We start from the raw sequence: 19,423 nt of genomic DNA, 5'->3' as shown, positions 1-19,423 counted from the left end.
GTGAATCCTGTTCATTCGGCGCGTTCAGAAATGCCGTTCGCGCCCGGCGAACAGGTCGCGTAGATTGCCGCGATGACGCCAGACGATGAGCAAGGTCAACAGGCTCATTGGCAACAACGCTTCAGGCTCGCGCCAGGCCAGCAGTGGCAGGGTGAGGGGTGTTGCGATCAGGGCGGCCAGCGAGCTGGTGCGGGTCAGGTAGAAGGTCAGCAGCCAACTGCTGATGGCCAGCAGGGCGGCCGGCGGGTAGAGGCCGAGCAGCATGCCGGCGGCGGTGGCGACACCCTTGCCGCCGCGGAAGCGGAAGTACACCGGGAACAGGTGGCCGATGACCGCGCTGACGCCGATCCAGGCCTGCTCTTGTTGGTCCAGGCCAGCCGAATGGGCGAGCAGTACGGGCAATAGCCCCTTGCACAGGTCGCCAAGCAGGGTCAGGATCGCCAGTTTCCGCCCTGCCAGACGCAACATGTTGGTGGCGCCGGCATTGCCTGAACCGCTCAGGCGCGGGTCCGGGCTACCGCTCAGGCGGCTGAGGACGATGGCGAAGGACAGAGAGCCGAGCAGGTAGGCGAATAACGCCAGTAACCAAAACATGCTAACTATTCCGGGCGAGGACGCCCTGATTCTAACGGCGCAAGTCGCCCTTGTCGTGCTGTGGAGAGAAGTGCTTGGACAGAGTGTTCATCGAGGGGCTGGAAGTCGACACCGTGATCGGTGCCTACGACTGGGAACGTGGCATTCGCCAGTGCCTGCGGCTGGACCTGCGGTTCGCCTGGGATAATCGCCCGGCGGCAGCGGGAGACGACCTCACCCTCGCCCTGGACTATGCCAGCGTCTCGGCGCGAATCCAGGCATTCGCCGAGCAGACGCAGTTCCAGTTGGTGGAAACCTTCGCCGAGCGTCTGGCCCAGGTGCTGATGGCCGAGTTCAACATTCCATGGCTGCACTTGAAGCTGACCAAGCCCGGCGCAGTGCCTGCGGCTTCGGGAGTTGGTGTGGAGATCGAGCGCGGATGCCTCTGATACGGGTCTACCTGGGCCTCGGCAGTAATGTCGAGCGCGAACGGCACCTCACTGCCGGCCTCGACGCACTGGCCGTTTTTCTCCAGCAGATGGAGTGTTCCGCCGTCTTCGAAAGTCAGGCGGTGGGCATCAAGAGCGGGCCGTTTTTCAATCTGGTGGTGAGCGGCCTGACCGATCTGCCGCTGATCGAACTGGATCGCCGGCTCAAGTTCATCGAGGCCGACAACGGCCGCTATGCGCCGGAGCGCAAAGGGCTGCCGCTGGACATCGATGTGCTGATGTACGGCGACCTTCACGGCAACTTCGACGGCCTGATCCTGCCCCGTGCCGAAATTCTGAAAAACGCTTTCGTTCTGTGGCCGCTATCACTGATAGCGCCGACGCTGCTGCATCCGGGCACCGGCAAGACCATGGCGCAGCTATGGAGCGAGGCGCAGATCGACCAGGTCCTCGCCCCCGTGCCGTTCCTCTGGAGCGACCGGCAGTTGACTCCGCAAGGGCTCTGATCGAGCGCCGCGAACTCAGTTCGCGGCGTTTTCCTTGTAGGCTTTCAGCGCATTCAGACGCGCTTTCTTCAGTGCTTCGCCCAGTGCCTGCCCGGTGTAGCCCTGCTGCACCAACGGCTGCACGGCCACTTCTCTCGCCGCCGCAGCCGCGCCGCGCAGATATTCCGCCTGTGGATAAGCACGATCCTCCAGCCCCAGCCGACCCCGCGCATCCATTTCGCAAGCGGCAATAAATTCTTCGAACCGCTGTGGGCGCCGATACACGTCGAAACGTTGCAGCAGCTCCAGCAAGGTCGAGGGCTTCAGTTCCAGGGCGCGATGGCCGTGGGTGTGGAACTCGCCTACCAGCAGCGCTAGCTCCTGGCAGTCGCGCGGTGCCTTGAAGCGCTGGTTGACCGCTTCGATCAATTTCAGGCCGCGATGTTCATGGGCGATATGTCGGGGCCATTCGGCTTCCGGCGTGGTGCCCTTGCCCAGGTCGTGGAGCAGGCAGGCCCAGCGCACGGTCAGTGGATGCTCATGCCGCGCGGCTTGTTCCAGCACCGCAAGCGTATGGGCGCCGGTATCGATTTCCGGGTGATGGGCGGCCGGCTGGGGCACGCCGAACAGGGCGTCCAGCTCGGGCATCAGTTGCTTGAGTGCGCCGCAGTCGCGCAGGACCTGAATGAATACCTGGGGGGCGTCTTCCATCATTGCGCGGGAAATTTCTTTCCAGCTGCGTTCTGCGGTGAGGGCCTGCAATTCACCTGATTCGCTCAACTGACGCATCAGTTCCAGGGTTTCAGGGGCCACCGTGAAACCGAGCCCGGCGAAGCGCGCGGCGAAGCGGGCCACGCGCAGGACTCGCAAAGGATCTTCGGCGAACGCGGGGGAAACATGGCGGAGAATGCGGTCTTCTAGGTCTTTCTGGCCGTTGTAGGGATCGGTCAGATTACCGTCGCTGTCTTCGGCCATGGCGTTGATGGTGAGGTCGCGGCGGATCAGGTCCTGCTCAAGGGTGACCTCCGGACTGGCATGGAACGTAAAGCCGCCGTAGCCAACGCCACTCTTGCGCTCGGTGCGGGCGAGGGCATATTCCTCGCCGCTCTTGGGGTGCAGGAACACCGGGAAATCGCTGCCTACCGGGCGAAAGCCCTGGGCCTGCATCTGTTCGACCGTGGCGCCAACCACCACCCAGTCGTTGTCGGTGACCGGCCTGCCGAGCAGGCGGTCGCGCACGGCGCCGCCGACTTTGTAAATCTGCATGAAAAACCTCCGTAGATGCCCCACAGGATAACCTGTGTGACATCACGGAGGCTGCCTGGGTTACAGGTGGACGACGGCGAGATCGAGGCGACCGTGGTCACCGTCTGAGTGCTCCCCCCGTGGCGGAACATGATGGGTTTTCATGATCTGCTCGCCCTGCAGGGTTTCGAGGTGAATATCGAAGCCCCAGAGACGGTGCAGGTGCTTGAGGACTTCTTCGGTGGAGTCGCCCAGTGGTTTGCGGTCGTGTTGTTGGTGGCGCAGGGTGAGCGAGCGATCGCCGCGGCGGTCGATGCTCCAGATCTGCACGTTGGGTTCGCGGTTGCCGAGGTTGTACTGGGCCGCCAGGGTTTCGCGAATGACGCGGTAACCGCTCTCGTCATGGATTGCCGGGACCAGCAGGTCGTCGCGCTGATCGTCATCCATGATGCTGAACAGTTTCAGATCACGAATGACCTTAGGCGAGAGGTACTGCAGGATGAAGCTCTCGTCCTTGAAGCTGCTCATGGCGAACTTGATGGCGGACAGCCAGTCGCTGCCGGCGATGTCGGGGAACCAGCGGCGGTCCTCTTCGGTTGGGTGCTCGCAGATGCGGCGAATGTCGGTGTACATGGCAAACCCCAGCGCATAAGGGTTGATGCCGCTGTAGTAGGGGCTGTCGAAGCCGGGCTGGAACACCACACTGGTGTGGGACTGGAGGAATTCCATCATGAAACCGTCAGTGACCAGGCCTTCGTCGTACAGGTCGTTCATCAGCGTGTAGTGCCAGAAGGTTGCCCAGCCTTCGTTCATTACCTGGGTTTGACGCTGTGGATAGAAATACTGGGCGATCTTGCGCACGATGCGCACGATCTCACGCTGCCAGGGCTCCAGCAGCGGCGCATGTTTCTCGATGAAGTAGAGAATGTTCTCCTGGGGCTCGGCAGGGAAGCGACCGGCGTCCTTGTCGCTGGACTTGTCAGCTCCTTTAGGGATGGTGCGCCACAGGTCGTTGATCTGCTTCTGCAGGTGTTCTTCGCGGTCTTTCTGCCGACGTCGCTCTTCTTCGGCGGAAATCGGGTAGGGCCGTTTGTAGCGGTCGACGCCGTAGTTCATCAGGGCGTGGCAGGAGTCCAGCAGGTCTTCCACGGCGTCGATGCCGTGGCGCTCCTCGCACTGGGTGATGTACTGCTTGGCGAACACCAGGTAATCGATGATCGAACTGGCGTCGGTCCAGGTGCGGAACAGGTAGTTGCCCTTGAAGAAGCTGTTGTGCCCGTAGCAGGCGTGAGCCACCACCAGGGCCTGCATGCAGATGGTGTTTTCCTCCATCAGGTAGGCGATGCAGGGGTCGGAGTTGATCACGATCTCGTAGGCCAGGCCCATTTGACCGCGGCTATAGGATTTTTCCGTGCTCAGGAAGTGCTTGCCGTAGGACCAGTGGTGATAACCCAGCGGCATGCCCACCGAGGCGTAGGCGTCCATCATCTGCTCGGCGGTGATCACTTCGATCTGGTTGGGATAAGTGTCCAGGGCGTAGCGCTCTGCCAGGCGGCTGATCTCGCGGTCATAAGCCTGGATGAGCTCGAACGTCCACTCGGACCCGGTGGAAATGGGATGGCGTTTCTGCTCTCTGGCGGTCATGTCACTAACCTGCGCTGGAAGAGTTCACGGAAGACCGGATAGATATCGCCGGCCGACACCAACTGTTGCTGGGCGAACGTGTCAGCAAAGGCTTCGCCGATACGTTCGTATTCGTACCAGAGGGCCTGATGTTCGCGGGGCGTGATTTCGACGTAAGTGTAGTACTGCACGAACGGCATGATCTGCTTGCTGAGGATCTCCCGGCAGATGGGCGAATCGTCGTTCCAGTTGTCACCGTCCGAAGCCTGGGCGGCGTAGATGTTCCACTCGCTGGCCGAATAGCGTTCGGCCATGATTTCCTGCATCAATTTCAGCGCGCTGGAGACGATGGTGCCGCCGGTTTCGCGTGAATAGAAAAACTCTTCTTCGTCCACTTCGCGGGCGCTGGTGTGATGGCGGATGAATACCACTTCGATGCGGTCGTAATTCCGCTTCAGGAACAGGTACAGCAGGATGAAGAAGCGCTTGGCGATGTCCTTGGTGGCCTGGGTCATGGAGCCGGAAACGTCCATGAGGCAGAACATCACGGCTTTGGAGCTCGGGTTCGGGTGTTTGACCAGCAGGTTGTACTTGAGGTCGAACGTGTCAAGGAAGGGGATGCGGTGGATACGGGCGCTCAGGCGCTCGATTTCCGCTTCGATTTCCTGAATGTCGCCGAAATTGTCGGGTTCTTCGCGTTTCAGCCGTTCCAGCTCTTCCCGTACCTCGCGCAGGCGCGCGCGGCTGCTGCCGGACAAGGCGATGCGCCGGGCATGGGCCGAACGCAGGGTGCGGATGATATTGATGCGCGACGGGTTGCCTTCGTTGCTGATGCCGGCGCGTACGGTCTTGAAGGTGTCGGTGCCGGTCAGGTGGCGTTTGACCAGGTTGGGCAGTTCCAGGTCTTCGAACATGAATTCGAGGAACTCTTCCTGGGTGATCTGGAAAACGAACTCATCCATGCCTTCGCCGGAATTGCCCGCCTTGCCACGGCCGCCGCCGCCCCCGCCGCCTTGTGGGCGCGGAATGTGCTCGCCAGCAGTGAATTCCTTGTTGCCAGGATGAACCACGGTCTGTTTGCCACCACGTCCGTGGTGAAGAACAGGTTCGTCGATATCGCGTCCGGGAATGCTGATCTGCTCGCCGTGTTCCATATCGGTAATGGAGCGGCGGCTTACGGCTTCCTCGACGGCTTTCTTGATGTGGTCACGGTAACGCCGCAGAAAGCGCTGGCGGTTGACCGTGCTCTTGTTCTTGCCGTTCAGGCGTCGGTCGATTACATAGCTCATGGGCCCCTCCGGTAATGCAGCCGCAAGCGTCAAGCTACGCGCTGCAAGTAAAAGCATCCGCCGCCACCATGAGCTGCGCGGTGTGCCTTGGGCACCCGCGACCAGCTCGTGGCTTGTGGCCTACTGCTTGCAGCTTTTACTGGGATTTTCTGACCCGCAGGTACCATTCCGAGAGCAGGCGAACCTGTTTGTCCGTGTAGCCGCGCTCCACCATCCGCGTAACGAAGTCGTTGTGTTTCTGTTGATCCTCTTTGCTGGCCTTGGCGTTGAAGCTGATGACGGGCAGAAGGTCCTCGGTGTTGGAGAACATTTTCTTCTCGATGACCACCCGCAGTTTTTCGTAGCTGAGCCAGGTCGGGTTCTTGCCGTTGTTGTTGGCCCGGGCGCGCAGCACGAAGTTGACGATCTCGTTGCGGAAATCCTTCGGATTGCTGATGCCGGCCGGCTTCTCGATTTTCTCCAGTTCTTCGTTGAGGGCGATGCGGTTGAGGATCTCGCCGGTTTCTGGATCGCGGTATTCCTGATCCTGAATCCAGAAGTCCGCGTACAGCACATAGCGGTCGAAGATGTTCTGGCCGTATTCGCTGTAAGACTCCAGGTAAGCGGTCTGGATTTCCTTGCCGATGAACTCGATGTAGCGCGGCGCCAGGTATTCCTTCAGGAAGCGCAGGTAGCGTTCGCGCACTTCGGCGGGGAATTGCTCCTGCTCAATCTGTTGTTCCAGCACGTACAGCAGGTGAACCGGGTTGGCCGCCACTTCATGAGGGTCGAAGTTGAACACCTTCGACAGGATCTTGAAGGCGAAGCGGGTCGACAGGCCGTTCATGCCTTCGTCCACGCCAGCGCTGTCGCGGTACTCCTGGATCGACTTGGCCTTTGGATCGGTGTCCTTGAGGTTTTCACCGTCATAGACGCGCATTTTCGAATAGATGTTCGAGTTTTCCGGCTCTTTGAGGCGCGAGAGAACGGTGAACTGGGCCAGCATTTTCAGGGTGTCGGGCGCGCAGTGCGCCTTGGCCAGGGAGCTGTTGAAGAGAAGTTTGTCGTAGATCTTGATCTCGTCGCTGACGCGCAGGCAATACGGCACCTTGACGATGTAGATCCGGTCGATGAACGCCTCGTTGTTCTTGTTGTTGCGGAAGCTGTGCCATTCCGATTCGTTGGAGTGGGCCAGCAGGATCCCGGAGTAAGGGATCGCCCCCAGGCCTTCGGTACTGTTGTAGTTGCCTTCCTGGGTCGCGGTCAGCAGCGGGTGCAGGACCTTGATCGGCGCCTTGAACATCTCGACGAATTCCATCAGGCCCTGGTTGGCCCGGCACAGCGCGCCCGAATAGCTGTAGGCATCGGCGTCGTTCTGCGGGAATTCCTCGAGCTTGCGGATATCCACCTTGCCCACGAGGGCCGAGATGTCCTGGTTGTTCTCGTCGCCCGGCTCGGTCTTGGCCACGGCGATCTGGTTGAGGATCGAAGGGTAGAGCTTGACCACCTTGAATTGGCTGATATCGCCGCCGAATTCGGCCAGGCGTTTGGTCGCCCAAGGCGACATGATGGTGCTCAGGTAGCGACGCGGGATGCCGAAGTCTTCTTCCAGAATCGCGCCATCCTCGGTGGCATTGAACAGCCCCAGTGGTGACTCGAAAACTGGCGAGCCCTTGATGGCGTAGAAGGGCACCTTCTCGATCAGTTGCTTGAGTTTTTCCGCCAGGGACGATTTACCGCCACCTACCGGGCCGAGCAGGTAAAGGATCTGTTTCTTCTCTTCCAGACCCTGTGCGGCATGGCGGAAGTAGGAAACGATCTGATCGATGCATTCCTCCATGCCATGGAAATCCTCGAAGGCCGGATAACGCCGGATGACCTTGTTGGAGAAGATTCGCGACAACCTGGAGTTGTTCGAGGTGTCGACCAGTTCCGGCTCCCCGATGGCCATGAGCAGGCGCTCAGCCGCCGAGGCGTATGCGCTGCGGTCGTTCTTGCAGAGCTCTAGATACTCCTGCAGCGAGAGCTCTTCCTGACGGGTGGACTCGAAGCGTTGTTGGAAGTGGCTAAAAATACTCATGACGTCACCTCGCTCGATACGTGGAGCCGACGCCGGATCAGTCAGCTGATGCTGGCATGCAATCGGGATGGACGATTGCTGTATACCCCCCAGAACACCTTGAAATCGCTACCGATGACCCGCACGCCGGTGTACCGGCTCTCCCCTTTTTGGATGGCCTGGGCTTAAGGATAGTTCGGAATCCGGGAGGTCAAGGACGGAAGGGCGATAAGTTCGCCATGACCGTTCGTCTGGTCGGGCGCGAGCCCGCACGGGACGCGGGCTGCGGGGAATTTAAAAAATTATTCGGACGTCCCTTGGCTGGTTTCCGCCGGGTAGATGCCGCGCCACAACTCGAAACCGCCGTCGAGGCTGTAGACCTCCGAGAAGCCCTGGCCAGCCAGGTACGCCGCCGCGTTCTGGCTCGAGTTGCCGTGGTAGCAGACCACCACGGTGGGGGCGTCCAGGTCGGCGTTGCGGATGAAGTCGGCAACCGACTGGTTGTCCAGGTGACGGGAGCCTGCGATGTGGCCAGTGGCGTAGCTTTGAGGGTCGCGAATGTCGACCACGACCGCACCTTGTTCACGCAGCGCCTGGGCCTGCTCGGGAGGGATGCGTTTGAATTCGCTCATGGGGCGGTTTCCTTCAACAGTGACGGGCCATTCTAGCCGTTTGTGTGGGGCGTGGCAGGTGGGGCCGAGGGGCCTTTGGGCTTGCAGTCGCAGCGCTGGATTTCGCCGCTGTCGACATTCATCAGGGTCATGGCGCCGCCCCACACGCAGCCGGTGTCCAGGGCGAAGACCCCAGGCGCATTGCAGCGGCCTTCAAGGGCCGCCCAGTGGCCGAAGATGATCTTCACGTGCCGCGAGCGGCGGTCCTTGTGGGCGAACCAGGGCTTGTAGCCGGGCGGGGCGGTGTCGGCGCCTTCCTTGCCCTTGAGGTCGAGCTTGCCGTCCACGGTGCAGAAGCGCATGCGGGTGAAGTAGTTGGTGATGACGCGCAGGCGGGTGACGCCGGTCAGGTCCTTGTTCCACTTGGCCGGTTCGTTACCGTACATGCCGTCCAGGTAAGGCTTGAGGCGGTTGTCGTCGCGCAATACCTCTTCGACCTCGGCGGCCAGGGCCAGGGCCTTGGCCAGGGTCCACTGCGGTGGAATGCCGGCGTGAACCATCACCGTGCCGCGGGCTTCGTCGAAATGCAGCAGCTTCTGCTGGCGCAGCCAGTCCATCAGCTCCGGTGCGTCCGGTGCGTCGAGCACTTCGCGCAGGGTATCGCTCTTTTTCAGTCGCTCAATGTTGTGCCAGGCCGCCAGCAGGTGCAGGTCGTGGTTACCCAGCACGCAGACCAGCGAGTCGCGCATCCCATAGAGGAAGCGCAAGGTTTCCAGGGACTGCGGGCCGCGGTTGACCAGATCGCCCACCAGCCACAGACGATCGACGGCGGGGTTGAAGTTGACCCGTTCGAGCAGGCACTTGAGCGGCTCCAGGCAACCCTGCAGATCGCCGACGGCATACGTCGCCATCAGTGCAGGGCCCCGGGAACGGCAAGGCGGAACGGCGCGATCACCGCTTCGAAGCGCACGCCGTCTTCGGCGAACATCTGGTAGCTACCTTGCATGGTGCCGACCTTGGCGGACAGCACCGCACCGCTGCTGTAGGTGTGGCTCTGGCCCGGTGCGATCAGTGGCTGCTGCCCCACCACGCCGTCTCCGCGAATCTCTTCCACCTTGCCGCTGCCATGGGTGATGACCCAGTGACGGGAGATCAGCTTGGCCGCCAGGGCGCCGTTGTTGCTCACCGTGATGGTATAGGCGAACGCAAACTGCTCGTTCTCGGGGTTGGACTGTTCCGGGAGGAAGCGGGTGACGACGCTGACGTCGACCTGATAGCGCGGTTCGGACATGCGAGGGGCCTTCAATACAAGCGGATGTTGCGAAGGAGTCAGTCTAGGCCATTGGCCGGTGCGCCGGCCAGCTTCGGAAGGAAGCTGGCCGGGCTTGTATTAATTGGCCGGCGCTTGCTCGGCCAGCTTGTCCGCCAGACGGACAAACGCGGCCAGGTCGAGCTGCTCGGGACGCAGGCTGCCGTCGACACCGGCGGCTTCGATGGCATCGCTGCTGAGCAGGGCCTTCAAGGTGTTGCGCAAGGTCTTGCGGCGCTGGTTGAAGGCTTCGCGAACGACGCGCTCCAGCAGCCGGTGGTCCTTGGCCGGATGAGGCAGGGTTTCGTGAGGCACCAGGCGTACGATCGCGGAGTCGACTTTCGGTGGCGGATTGAATGCGCCCGGGCCGACGTTGAACAGGTGCTCGACCCGGCAGTGGTACTGCACCATGATCGACAGGCGTCCCCAGTCGCCGCCGCCAGGGCCTGCGGCCAGGCGCTCGACTACTTCTTTCTGCAGCATGAAGTGCATGTCGCGGATCAGGCCGGCGTTGTTCAGCAGGTGGAAGATCAGCGGGGTGGAGATGTTGTACGGCAGGTTACCGACCACCCGCAGGGCGCGTGGTTCGGCGTCGAGTGTGGTGAAGTCGAACTTCAGCGCGTCGCCCTGGTGCAGGCGGAAGTTGCTGCGGTCGGCAAATTGCTGGTTGAGGATCGGCACCAGGTCCTTGTCCAGCTCCACCACGTCCAGTTGCGCGCCGCTGCTCAGCACGCCTTCGGTCAGGGCGCCCTGGCCAGGGCCGATCTCCAGGATGTGTTCGCCGGCCTTGGCATTGATGGCGCGCAGAATGCGATCGATCACGCCAGCGTCGTGCAGGAAATTCTGACCGAAGCGCTTGCGCGCCCGGTGTTGGTATTGCTCAGTCATAGTCGGGTCTCGGCCATCTGGTAGGCGGTTTCCAGTGCGACCTGCAGGCTGCCTGTGTCGATCTTGCCGGTACCGGCAAGGTCCAGAGCGGTACCGTGATCCACCGAAGTGCGGATGATCGGCAGGCCGAGGGTGACATTCAGTGCGGCGCCAAAGCCCTTGAACTTGAGCACGGGCAGGCCTTGGTCGTGGTACATCGCCAGCACTGCATCGCAGTGCTCCAGATATTTGGGGGTAAACAGTGTGTCGGCGGGCAGCGGACCGCGCAGGTCCATGCCTTCGCCACGCAGGCGTTCCAGCGTGGGCTCGATGATGTCGATTTCCTCGCGACCCAGATGGCCACCTTCGCCGGCATGCGGGTTGAGTCCGCAGACCAGGATGCGCGGAGCGGCGATACCGAACTTCTGTTGCAGGTCGGCATGCAGGATCCGCGTGACCCGCTCGAGGCGTTCGACAGTGATGGCGTCGGCCACATCGCGCAGGGGCAGATGGGTTGTCACCAGGGCAACGCGCAGGCCTCGGGTGGCGAGCATCATGACGACCTGGGCGGTGTTGGTCAGCTCGGCGAGGAATTCGGTGTGTCCGGAGAAAGCGATGCCGCTCTCGTTGATCACGCCCTTGTGTACCGGGGCGGTGATCATGCCGGCGAAGTGCCCGTCCAGGCAGCCCTGCCCGGCGCGGGTCAGGGTTTCCAGGACGAAGGCGGCGTTGGCCTTGTCCAGCGTGCCCGCGACTGCCTTGTTCGCCAGTGGCGTATCCCAAACGTACAGGCTGCCGGCTTTGGCGGGCTGATCGGGGAAGGCAGCGGGGCTGACTGGCAGCAGTTCGACAGCCACACCCAGTTGCGTGGCCCGCTCGGCGAGCAGGTCACGGCTGGTGATGGCAATCAGGGGATAAGGCTGGGCTTGCGAGGCGAGCAGCAGGCAAAGGTCAGGACCTATGCCGGCCGGCTCGCCGGGTGTGATGGCGAAGCGCTGAGGTTTCACTGGGCTGCCTGTTCGGCGCCAGGAAGCTTGATCTCGACGTAGGCTTCGTCGCGGATCTGACGCAGCCAGCTTTGCAGCTCTTCGTCGTACTTGCGGTTGCGCAGTACGGTCATGGCTTGTTGCTCGCGGGCCTGGGCAGTGCTGTCAGTGGCGCGACGGCCAAGGACTTCCAGTACGTGCCAGCCATATTGGGTCTGGAACGGCTTGGACACTACGCCTTGCTGGGCGTGGGCCATGACTTCGCGGAACTCGGGTACCAGGGCGTTCGGGTCGATCCAGTTGAGGTCGCCGCCGTTGAGCGCCGAGCCCGGGTCTTCCGAGAAGCTCTTCGCCAGTTCGGCAAAGTCTTCACCCGCCTGGATGCGATCGTACAGGCGCTGGGCCAGGACCTTGGTCTCGGCTTCGCTGCGGATTTCGCTTGGCTTGATCAGGATGTGGCGTACATGGACTTCATCACGCAGCTGGGTTTGGCCGCCGCGCTTTTCCTGCAGTTTCAGGATGATGAAGCCGCCTGGCGTACGGATCGGCTCGGTGACGTCACCAACTGCCATGGATCCGAGCATCTTGTCGAATGGAGGTGGCAACTGGGCCGCTTTGCGCCAGCCCATCTCGCCGCCTTCCAGCGCGGTTTCGCTAGCCGAGCGGGCGATTGCCAGCTGGGCGAAGTCGGCGCCTTGCTTGAGCTGCTGATAGATCTCGCCGGCCTGACGGGCAGCGGCCTGGATCGCGTTGGAACTGGCGCTTTCCGGGGTCGGGATCAGGATGTTGGCCAGACGGTATTCTTCCGACAGCTGCACCTTGCCCAGATCCGAGGCAAGGAAGTTCTTCACTTCCTGCTCGGACACCTGGATGCGCTCGGCAACCCGGCGCTGGCGTACGCGGCTGATGATCATCTCGCGACGGACCTGCTCGCGGGCGTCATCAAAGGACAGCCCGTCATGGGCCAGGGCAGCACGGAACTGCTCCAGGCTCATGTTGTTGCGCTGTGCAATGGTGCCGATGGCCTGGTTGAGTTCTTCATCGGTGATGCGGATACCGGAGCGTTCGCCGATCTGCAGTTGCAGGTTTTCGACGATCAGACGTTCCAGTACCTGCTGGTCGAGCACGCTGGTAGGCGGCACCGCGCCGCCCCGCTTGGCGATGGTCTGCTGGACTTCGTGGACGCGCTGGTCCAGTTGGCTCTGCATGACCACATCGTTGTCGACGATGGCGACGATCTTGTCCAGGGTCTGCACCGCGGCGTGCGCGGTGCTGCTCAACATCACGGCGCCCAGCACTAGCGGGCGCAGACAATCAATAAGCTTGGTCTTCACGTGTACGGTAACCTTGAATGCCTTGATCGAGGAACGACTCAACCTTGTTGCCCACTACACCACCGAGGCCTTTCAGCACGATCTGCAGGAAGACGCCGTGGTCGCCTTTTTCGTTTTGCGGAGTAGCCTGGCTGAAGTCATCGTAATCAACCCAGTAGCGGTTGATCAGACGCAGTTTCCAGCAGCAGTTGTCGTATTCGAAACCACCGAAGGCTTCCAGCGTGCGGTTGCGGTTGTAATCGTGCTGCCAGCGAGCAATGGCGGTCCACTGTGGAACGATCGGCCACATGACGGAGAAGTCATGTTGCTGGATCTTGTAGTAGTCCTTGACGTAGCTCGCGTCACCTGGAGACCCATAGTCGCCGCCGCCTACCTGCCAGCGACCGGTAGCGCTGTTGTAGCTGACGGTATCGTTACGGTAGCGGTAACCAAGGTTTACGACCTTGTTCAAGTTGCCTTCAGGTTGGTAGTGGAACATTGCGCTACCCGAGCGGGTGTTGCGGCTGTCCGGATCCCAGTTGAAGTCGGAGTTGAAGCGCCAGTCGCGATTGAAGCGGTACTCGTATTCCAGTGCGTAAGGCGATACATCCGACTGTGCGTCGGCTCTGGTACGGTAATCGATTCCTGGCAGCTGTACTTTGCGATCTTTGAAGTACAGTGCTTGGCCAATGCTGAAGCGTTGGCGTTCGAAGCCGTTTTCCTCGATCCAGCGATTGGTCACGCCCAGCGACAGTTTGTTCTCGTCACCAATTCGGTCACTACCGCTGAAGCGGTTGTCACGGAACAGCGAGGTATAATTGAACAACGACTCACTGGTATCGAAGATCGGGATATCAGTCTGATCTTTGTACGGAACATACAAGTAGTACAGGCGCGGCTCGAGCGTCTGATTGAAGTTCTTACCAAACCACTGGGTCTGACGGTCGAAGAATAGACCGCTATCCACACTGAATATCGGCACGCTACGGTCTTGAGAGCTGTTGAACGTTTCATCAGCAAGCAGGGTGCTTTTGCCACGCTGGTCCAAGTCCAGGTCGTACTTGGTATACATGTACTTAAGCGATGGGGTCAGGAAACCGTAGTTTGCGCTAAGGGGCAGACTGATAGTAGGGCTAAGGTTGAAGCGGGTACCATTGGCCCGTGCTAGCCCACTAACGTTCTGGTCAAGCCGCTGGCCAGGTGTGGTCCCTACACTTGTGTCCAGATTGCCATTTTTGTCACGCACCAGATCATTTTTCAGATTTCGTTCGAATCGAACTGCTTCTGTCTGATAAGCGAAGTTCAGCCCTCCCGGGTGGTGGGGCAGCATACCGTCGAAGGTGAGCTGCGGCAGTCGGTCATACGGTGTGATCTGGGAAATGGTTGCTAGCTCGTACGCCTGGACATTGAACCCGGCGGTATAGCTGTCTCCTCGATAGGTCAGCTTGCCTTGCTGGTTGAGGAAATCGGGACTCTCGACGCCGACCTGATCAGTTTCCAGATCCTGGAAATAGAACGGGTCGCTGATGTCGGTGTAGTCGACTTCCGCCATCAGGCGTTCGTCGAGGCCGCCCTTGTGCTGCCAGTTGACCATCCAGCGCTGGTCTTTGTAGTCGGTCTGCTTCTTACGGTCGTCGTCCTGATCATTCAACCACGCCCCCCCAAACTGCCCCTCGCTGGACTTGGTCAGGTAGCGGAATTCGCCTTCCATCAGCAAGCCGCGCTTGGCCATGTAGCGTGGGTACAAGGTGGCGTCGTAGTTCGGCGCCAGGTTGAAATAGTACGGCGTGACCAGCATGAAGCCGGTATCGCTGCTGGTGCTGAAGGACGGTGGCAGGAAGCCGGACTGGCGACGATCGTCGATCGGGAAGTAGATATATGGGGTGTAGAGCACCGGAATATCTTTGACCCGCAGGGTGACGTTGGTCGCGGTACCGAAACCGGTAGCCGGGTTAAGGGTGATGTTGTTACCCCGGAGCTGCCAGGCGTTGCTGTTCGGCTCACAGGTGGTATAGGTACCGTCCTTGAGGCGAATGATGGCGTTCTCGGCACGCTTGGCGTACAGCGCGTTACCGCGGATGCGCGATTTGTGCATCACGTATTCGGCGTTGTCGACCTTGGCTTCACCGGTATCGAGCTGGATGTCGGCGTGGTCGCCCACCACCAGCGAACCGTTGTCGCGAATCTTCACGTTGCCGCTCAGCTCGCCGCGGTTCTCCGCCTGATACAGGTTGGCCTCGTCGGCCTCGACCTGCATGCTGCCCTGGCGCATGACCACATCACCCGCGAGGGTGGCGATCTGCTGTTCCTGTTGGTAGCGGGAAACCTTGGCGCCAATGAAGGTTGGCGACTCGTCTTTAGGCGTGCTGTCGTTCATGCCCGGACGGGTGGGTTCGATATAGGCACCGGAGCAATATGGACCGGTCTCGGCGAGTTGCGCCGCGGTCAGCTTGTCGCGTGGAACCCAGTCCAGGTGACTGTAGTCGGCGCTGCGGGACTTCAGTCCACGACCTTTGCTCTCGGTCACCAGCGCGGTGCCGGTGCCTTTCGCTTCGGCAGTGCCTACGGCGACCTGCTCTGGCGTGGCATTGGCCGAACTGACGGCCGCACCGTCGTGCACCGGGCGCGGCGGAAGGGCGTTCACGCTGGTCTTGGGCTTGCAGTCCCAGCTACCGGAAGCGGAAACTTGGCAGTCGAACTGCTCGGCGGCCACCACGTACGACGTGGCCAGGGGTTGCAGTGCCAGCAAACCGCCGGTGACCAGCAACGGGAATTTTCTACGAAACGCGGGGGATTTCAATGCCATCTTATTAGTCCGGGCTTCCTGCGTGCCATCTGCCCGCGTGTGGGGCCGCACGCCTCTCGATGGTCTGAAAAAGATGCTGGATAATAAAGCATGACCCGCTTGGCGGCTAGGCTCTCTACGAAATGCGTCCCGGCTCGCTTGCGTTGCGTTGTAAATGCGCTCGGAATGCCCCTCTACAACCGGTAAAGTCGGGCGCGCCCGCGGCCTTCGTTGCCTGTTTTGGCCTTGCCTGGCCTTCGTTCGAATACATTTTTCCAGAGCCCTGGGCCGTTGGAGACCCTTGTAATGCCCGATCACGATGTACGTCTGCAGCACCTCAACGTCTGGCTCGATGAGCAACTTGCACGTCTTTTCCAACAGCAGGGCTGGGGTCCGGTTCCCGCCGGCAGCCTGACGGCCGCCAGCAGCGATGCGAGTTTCCGCCGCTACTTCCGCTGGCAGGCCGATGGCCGCAGCTTCATCGTGATGGACGCACCGCCGCCCCAGGAGAACTGCCGTCCTTTCGTCGATATCGCCCGCCTGCTGGCCAGTGCCAATGTCAATGTGCCGGTTATTCATGGTGAAGACCTGGAGCGCGGCTTCCTTTTGCTGAGCGACCTGGGCAACCAGACCTACCTCGATGTGATCGACACCGGCAATGCCGACGCCTTGTTCCACGACGCGATCGACGCACTGCTCGCCTTCCAGCACCTGCCCATGGACGCTCCGCTGCCGAGCTACGATGTGGCGCTGCTGCGCCGCGAGCTTGAGTTGTTCCCCGAGTGGTATGTCGGCCGCGAGCTCAACGTGACCCTCGATGAGCAGCAGGCCGCAGCCTGGCAGCGCATCAGCAGCCTGCTGATCGACAGTGCTTTGGCCCAGCCAAAGGTCCTGGTACATCGCGACTATATGCCGCGCAACCTGATGCGCAGTGTGCCGAACCCCGGCGTACTGGACTTCCAGGACGCCGTCTACGGTCCGGTCACCTATGACATCACCTGCCTGTTCAAGGACGCCTTCCTCAGTTGGCCGCAGCCGCAGGTGCTCGGCTGGCTGCGCGACTACTGGCAACGTGCCCAGGCCGAAGGCATCCCGGTGCAGGCGGATTTCGAGGACTTCCATCGCGCCAGCGACCTGATGGGCGTGCAGCGCCATCTGAAAGTGATCGGGATCTTCGCCCGTATCTGCCACCGCGACGGCAAGCCGCGTTACCTCGCCGACGTGCCGCGTTTCTTTGCCTATATAGATGAAGTGATTTCCCGGCGGCCGGAGTTGGCCGAACTGGGCGAATTGATCGTCAGTCTTCGCGCGGCTGCGGAGGCGCGTCCATGAAGGCGATGATCCTCGCGGCCGGCAAGGGCGAACGGATGCGCCCGCTGACCCTGCACACGCCAAAGCCGCTGGTGCCGGTGGCGGGCGTGCCGTTGATCGAATATCACCTGCGCGCGCTGGCGGCGGCAGGATTCACCGAAGTCGTCATCAACCATGCCTGGCTCGGCCAGCAGATCGAGGACCACCTCGGCGATGGTTCGCGGTGGGGGCTGAGCATCCGCTTCTCCGCCGAGGGCGAGCCGCTGGAAACCGGTGGTGGGATCTTCAAGGCCTTGCCGCTGCTGGGTGACGAGCCGTTCGTGCTGGTCAACGGTGATATCTGGACCGACTACGACTTCACCCGCCTGCGCCAGCCGCTGCAAGGGCAGGCGCATCTGGTGCTGGTGGACAATCCCGGGCATCACGGCGCCGGCGATTTCCGCCTGGATGCCGGAGAAGTGCGCGACGGTGAGGGTGCCAGCGATACCTTGACCTACAGCGGTATCGCCGTGATCCATCCGGCGCTGTTTGCCGGTTGCCAGGCGGGCGCTTTCAAATTGGCTCCACTGCTGCGTCACGCCATGGCTTCCGGCCAGGTCAGCGGCGAGCATTTCCGTGGGCACTGGGTGGATGTCGGGACGCTGGAGCGTCTTGCCGAAGTCGAGCACCTGCTCGCTGAGCAGCGCTGAGATGTTGTGGCCGAGCACAGTGATTGGTGCCGGAGCCGGCTTTGCCCTCGCCAGTATTCCTGGCGCGTTGCTGGGGGCGTTGCTCGGCCAGGCGATGGACCGCCGACTGCAATTGCACAGTTGGGCGCACCTGCGGGAAAAGCTGGGCGGGCGTCCGGTGCTGCGGGACGACGAAGTGCTGTTCGTGCTACTGGGGCGCCTTGCCAAAAGCGGCGGCCGGGTGCTCGAGGGGCATATTCAGCAGGCGCGCCACGAGATGCAGCGGCTTGAGATGGACACCGCCGGCCGCAAGAAGGCCATCGCCGCGTTCAATCGCGGCAAGGCCGGGCGCGAAAAAGTGGACGGGCACCTGCGCCGCCTGAAGGAACAGCCGCATGCTGCCGAAGGCGTATTGCGTGCCTGTTGTCGCATGGCCTGGGCCGAAGGCCGTGCCGGGCGCGAACAGAAGGAGCTGCTGGTGAACTGGGGGCAGCAACTGGGCTGGTCGGCGGCCAAGGTGCAGGCGCTGGCGGGTGACTACGAGCCGCGCAAAGCTGCGCTTGAGGGGGCGGGCAGTTATCCCGAGGCGTTGCGCTTGCTCGGTGTGACGGCGGAGGCCGAGCCCGGCCAGATCAAGCAAGCCTACCGACGCCTGCTGAGCCGCCATCATCCGGACAAGCTGCAGGGCAGCGGCGCCAGCCCGGCGCGGGTCCGCGAGGCGACCGAGCGCACGCGGGAACTGCATCAGGCCTACTCAATCATCCGCAAGCGCCACGGTTTTTAGTCCACCTGACTCGGGCTCAACCATCCGCGAATCCGCCTGAACAATTGCTCCTGCTCTGCAGTGCGGTTGCCGGGCATCGCGGTCAGCGCCACTTGCCGGTAGTTGCTGTCCTTGAGTCGCTTGCTGGCCTGCAGGCGTTGTCTTGCTGCCTGACGGGCCTGTTCCTGATCGCTGTAATAGAAGTCGGCGGTCGGCACTTTCAGCGACGGGGTCAGGCTGTCCAGGCTGTGTTCGGCCTTCGGCGGTGTCTGTGCGGCCACCAGCACCAGTTTCTGCACCTGGGCTGGCTGGCGTTCGCTCAGGTAACGGGTCGCCCAGTAGGCGCCGCTGCCATTTCCGATCACGACAATACTGCGCGCGTTCTGCTGCTGGGCGTAGGCCACGGCGGCGTCGAGGCGGGCGAAAATCCGTTCGGCGTCGGTGCTGTCACTGCTTGCACCGCCGCCCGCTACACCAGGTGCGTCAGGAGTTTCAGCTTCCGGCGCGGTGGCCTGGGCGATGTTGGCGTTGGCGTCGGCGGGCGTGTCTTTCGCCGGTGCGGCTTTGCTGGTGTCAGCGGCTTCCGGTGCAGGTGCGGGACTTTCGCTGCGGGCAACCGGGCTTTCGGTCAGCAGGTCGGGCAGCGACAGACTCAGGGTGCCCCACTCGGCATCGGGAAACTTGCGCCGCAGCGGGCCGACGGTCTTCGGCCAGTCGGCGGTTTCTCCCGCGCCGGCGAGAATTACCAGAACGCCATGGGGAGAAGGGCTATTGGCCGGCTTCCACAAGGCCAGGAAGTTATCGCTGCCGGCTTGCAGGGTTTGCTGTTCTTCCTTGGGCACCTGACGTTCCAGCGCCAGCGCGTCTTCCTGACTCCGCTCGGCCAGCGGCTGACGTTGAACTACGGCGGCGTCCTTCGTGGTTTCTGGCGTTTTGCCATCCTCGGCGAGCACGCTACACGGTAGTATCAAGGTCAGGCATAACGTAGGAAGCGTCGTGCGATAGAGTGAGAACATTGATCGATCCAGGCCAGAATGATACCGGCAGCCTAATGGTATTTGTCCGGAACGGCCACGCCTCGCGACCGTCCTTCTATTGACGAGATTCA

The 19,423-nt window shown here is 61.7% G+C and carries 18 protein-coding genes; 5 read left to right on the top strand and 13 right to left on the bottom strand.

Going from position 1 to position 19,423, the window contains the following annotated elements; genetic code table 11:
* Window positions 1–24: 24 nt before the first annotated feature.
* Window positions 25–594 (bottom strand): glycerol-3-phosphate 1-O-acyltransferase PlsY, encoded by a 570-nt coding sequence (gene plsY / locus NTD82_RS29050; protein WP_262131217.1) that lies wholly within the window; start codon window positions 592–594, stop codon window positions 25–27.
* 74 nt (window positions 595–668) lie between these two features.
* On the opposite strand from plsY, the gene folB reads away from it, so the two are divergent.
* Window positions 669–1,022: a dihydroneopterin aldolase gene (gene folB / locus NTD82_RS29045; protein ID WP_095156164.1), complete on the top strand. Its 354-nt coding sequence runs from the start codon at window positions 669–671 to the stop codon at window positions 1,020–1,022.
* Complete coding sequence (gene folK / locus NTD82_RS29040) at window positions 1,013–1,528, top strand: 2-amino-4-hydroxy-6-hydroxymethyldihydropteridine diphosphokinase (RefSeq protein WP_262131216.1); 516 nt, start codon at window positions 1,013–1,015, stop codon at window positions 1,526–1,528. The genes folB and folK overlap by 10 nt, the downstream gene beginning before the upstream one ends.
* 15 nt (window positions 1,529–1,543) lie before the next feature.
* On the opposite strand, the gene NTD82_RS29035 is transcribed toward folK, so the two are convergent.
* The 11 genes from NTD82_RS29035 to NTD82_RS28985 form a co-directional block, all read right to left on the bottom strand.
* Window positions 1,544–2,773: a multifunctional CCA addition/repair protein gene (locus tag NTD82_RS29035; RefSeq protein WP_262131215.1), complete on the bottom strand. Its 1,230-nt coding sequence runs from the start codon at window positions 2,771–2,773 to the stop codon at window positions 1,544–1,546.
* Between the two features lie 60 nt (window positions 2,774–2,833).
* Complete coding sequence (locus NTD82_RS29030) at window positions 2,834–4,396, bottom strand: SpoVR family protein (protein WP_095156161.1); 1,563 nt, start codon at window positions 4,394–4,396, stop codon at window positions 2,834–2,836.
* Window positions 4,393–5,664: a YeaH/YhbH family protein gene (locus tag NTD82_RS29025; protein WP_095156160.1), complete on the bottom strand. Its 1,272-nt coding sequence runs from the start codon at window positions 5,662–5,664 to the stop codon at window positions 4,393–4,395. Before NTD82_RS29025 ends, NTD82_RS29030 begins: the two co-directional genes overlap by 4 nt.
* 136 nt (window positions 5,665–5,800) lie before the next feature.
* Window positions 5,801–7,723, bottom strand: coding sequence for a PrkA family serine protein kinase (locus tag NTD82_RS29020; protein WP_095156159.1), 1,923 nt, complete (start codon window positions 7,721–7,723; stop codon window positions 5,801–5,803).
* 281 nt (window positions 7,724–8,004) lie between these two features.
* Window positions 8,005–8,334, bottom strand: a complete 330-nt coding sequence (glpE, locus tag NTD82_RS29015) for a thiosulfate sulfurtransferase GlpE (RefSeq protein ID WP_262131214.1) — start codon at window positions 8,332–8,334, stop codon at window positions 8,005–8,007.
* 32 nt (window positions 8,335–8,366) lie between these two features.
* Window positions 8,367–9,224, bottom strand: a complete 858-nt coding sequence (locus NTD82_RS29010) for a symmetrical bis(5'-nucleosyl)-tetraphosphatase (RefSeq protein WP_095156157.1) — start codon at window positions 9,222–9,224, stop codon at window positions 8,367–8,369.
* Window positions 9,224–9,604: a Co2+/Mg2+ efflux protein ApaG gene (apaG, locus tag NTD82_RS29005; RefSeq protein WP_095156156.1), complete on the bottom strand. Its 381-nt coding sequence runs from the start codon at window positions 9,602–9,604 to the stop codon at window positions 9,224–9,226. The genes NTD82_RS29010 and apaG overlap by 1 nt, the downstream gene beginning before the upstream one ends.
* A gap of 99 nt (window positions 9,605–9,703) precedes the next feature.
* Complete coding sequence (rsmA, locus tag NTD82_RS29000) at window positions 9,704–10,510, bottom strand: 16S rRNA (adenine(1518)-N(6)/adenine(1519)-N(6))-dimethyltransferase RsmA (RefSeq protein ID WP_262131213.1); 807 nt, start codon at window positions 10,508–10,510, stop codon at window positions 9,704–9,706.
* Window positions 10,507–11,496 (bottom strand): 4-hydroxythreonine-4-phosphate dehydrogenase PdxA, encoded by a 990-nt coding sequence (gene pdxA, locus NTD82_RS28995; protein ID WP_095156154.1) that lies wholly within the window; start codon window positions 11,494–11,496, stop codon window positions 10,507–10,509. Before pdxA ends, rsmA begins: the two co-directional genes overlap by 4 nt.
* Window positions 11,493–12,809 (bottom strand): peptidylprolyl isomerase SurA, encoded by a 1,317-nt coding sequence (gene surA / locus NTD82_RS28990; RefSeq protein WP_095156153.1) that lies wholly within the window; start codon window positions 12,807–12,809, stop codon window positions 11,493–11,495. Before surA ends, pdxA begins: the two co-directional genes overlap by 4 nt.
* On the bottom strand, window positions 12,790–15,594 hold the full coding sequence (locus NTD82_RS28985) for an LPS-assembly protein LptD (protein WP_262131212.1): 2,805 nt from the start codon (window positions 15,592–15,594) through the stop codon (window positions 12,790–12,792). The genes surA and NTD82_RS28985 overlap by 20 nt, the downstream gene beginning before the upstream one ends.
* A gap of 285 nt (window positions 15,595–15,879) precedes the next feature.
* Between NTD82_RS28985 and NTD82_RS28980 the strand changes: the two genes are divergently transcribed.
* From NTD82_RS28980 to NTD82_RS28970, 3 genes are read left to right on the top strand one after another with little or no spacing between them, the layout of a single operon-like run.
* Window positions 15,880–16,905: an aminoglycoside phosphotransferase family protein gene (locus NTD82_RS28980; protein WP_262131211.1), complete on the top strand. Its 1,026-nt coding sequence runs from the start codon at window positions 15,880–15,882 to the stop codon at window positions 16,903–16,905.
* Entirely contained in the window at window positions 16,902–17,573 is a 672-nt protein-coding gene (gene murU, locus NTD82_RS28975) for an N-acetylmuramate alpha-1-phosphate uridylyltransferase MurU (RefSeq protein WP_095156149.1), read from the top strand. Before NTD82_RS28980 ends, murU begins: the two co-directional genes overlap by 4 nt.
* A gap of 1 nt (window position 17,574) precedes the next feature.
* The gene (locus NTD82_RS28970) at window positions 17,575–18,336 is read left to right on the top strand and encodes a DnaJ domain-containing protein (protein ID WP_095156148.1); all 762 of its coding nucleotides are present in this window, start codon (window positions 17,575–17,577) and stop codon (window positions 18,334–18,336) included.
* Here NTD82_RS28970 and NTD82_RS28965 read toward each other — a convergent pair.
* The gene (locus NTD82_RS28965; RefSeq protein ID WP_262131210.1) at window positions 18,333–19,331 is read right to left on the bottom strand and encodes an alpha/beta hydrolase family protein; all 999 of its coding nucleotides are present in this window, start codon (window positions 19,329–19,331) and stop codon (window positions 18,333–18,335) included. The two genes, NTD82_RS28970 and NTD82_RS28965, sit on opposite strands and share 4 nt — an antisense overlap.
* Between the last annotated feature and the right edge of the window lie 92 nt (window positions 19,332–19,423).

The sequence above is a fragment of the Pseudomonas sp. 5P_5.1_Bac1 genome (assembly GCF_025466015.1).
GTDB lineage: Bacteria > Pseudomonadota > Gammaproteobacteria > Pseudomonadales > Pseudomonadaceae > Aquipseudomonas.
This window is presented reverse-complemented; position numbering and strand designations above follow the sequence as displayed.

Excerpts from the sequence above, each read along its gene's own strand:
- plsY (WP_262131217.1), bottom strand. The coding sequence starts at position 594 with ATGTTTTGGTTACTGGCGTTATTCGCCTACCTGCTCGGCTCTCTGTCC.
- folK (WP_262131216.1), top strand. The coding sequence starts at position 1,013 with ATGCCTCTGATACGGGTCTACCTGGGCCTCGGCAGTAATGTCGAGCGC.
- NTD82_RS29035 (WP_262131215.1), bottom strand. The coding sequence starts at position 2,773 with ATGCAGATTTACAAAGTCGGCGGCGCCGTGCGCGACCGCCTGCTCGGC.
- NTD82_RS29030 (WP_095156161.1), bottom strand. The coding sequence starts at position 4,396 with ATGACCGCCAGAGAGCAGAAACGCCATCCCATTTCCACCGGGTCCGAG.
- NTD82_RS29025 (WP_095156160.1), bottom strand. The coding sequence starts at position 5,664 with ATGAGCTATGTAATCGACCGACGCCTGAACGGCAAGAACAAGAGCACG.
- NTD82_RS29020 (WP_095156159.1), bottom strand. The coding sequence starts at position 7,723 with ATGAGTATTTTTAGCCACTTCCAACAACGCTTCGAGTCCACCCGTCAG.
- glpE (WP_262131214.1), bottom strand. The coding sequence starts at position 8,334 with ATGAGCGAATTCAAACGCATCCCTCCCGAGCAGGCCCAGGCGCTGCGT.
- NTD82_RS29010 (WP_095156157.1), bottom strand. The coding sequence starts at position 9,224 with ATGGCGACGTATGCCGTCGGCGATCTGCAGGGTTGCCTGGAGCCGCTC.
- apaG (WP_095156156.1), bottom strand. The coding sequence starts at position 9,604 with ATGTCCGAACCGCGCTATCAGGTCGACGTCAGCGTCGTCACCCGCTTC.
- rsmA (WP_262131213.1), bottom strand. The coding sequence starts at position 10,510 with ATGACTGAGCAATACCAACACCGGGCGCGCAAGCGCTTCGGTCAGAAT.
- NTD82_RS28985 (WP_262131212.1), bottom strand. The coding sequence starts at position 15,594 with ATGGCATTGAAATCCCCCGCGTTTCGTAGAAAATTCCCGTTGCTGGTC.
- NTD82_RS28980 (WP_262131211.1), top strand. The coding sequence starts at position 15,880 with ATGCCCGATCACGATGTACGTCTGCAGCACCTCAACGTCTGGCTCGAT.
- murU (WP_095156149.1), top strand. The coding sequence starts at position 16,902 with ATGAAGGCGATGATCCTCGCGGCCGGCAAGGGCGAACGGATGCGCCCG.
- NTD82_RS28970 (WP_095156148.1), top strand. The coding sequence starts at position 17,575 with ATGTTGTGGCCGAGCACAGTGATTGGTGCCGGAGCCGGCTTTGCCCTC.
- NTD82_RS28965 (WP_262131210.1), bottom strand. The coding sequence starts at position 19,331 with ATGTTCTCACTCTATCGCACGACGCTTCCTACGTTATGCCTGACCTTG.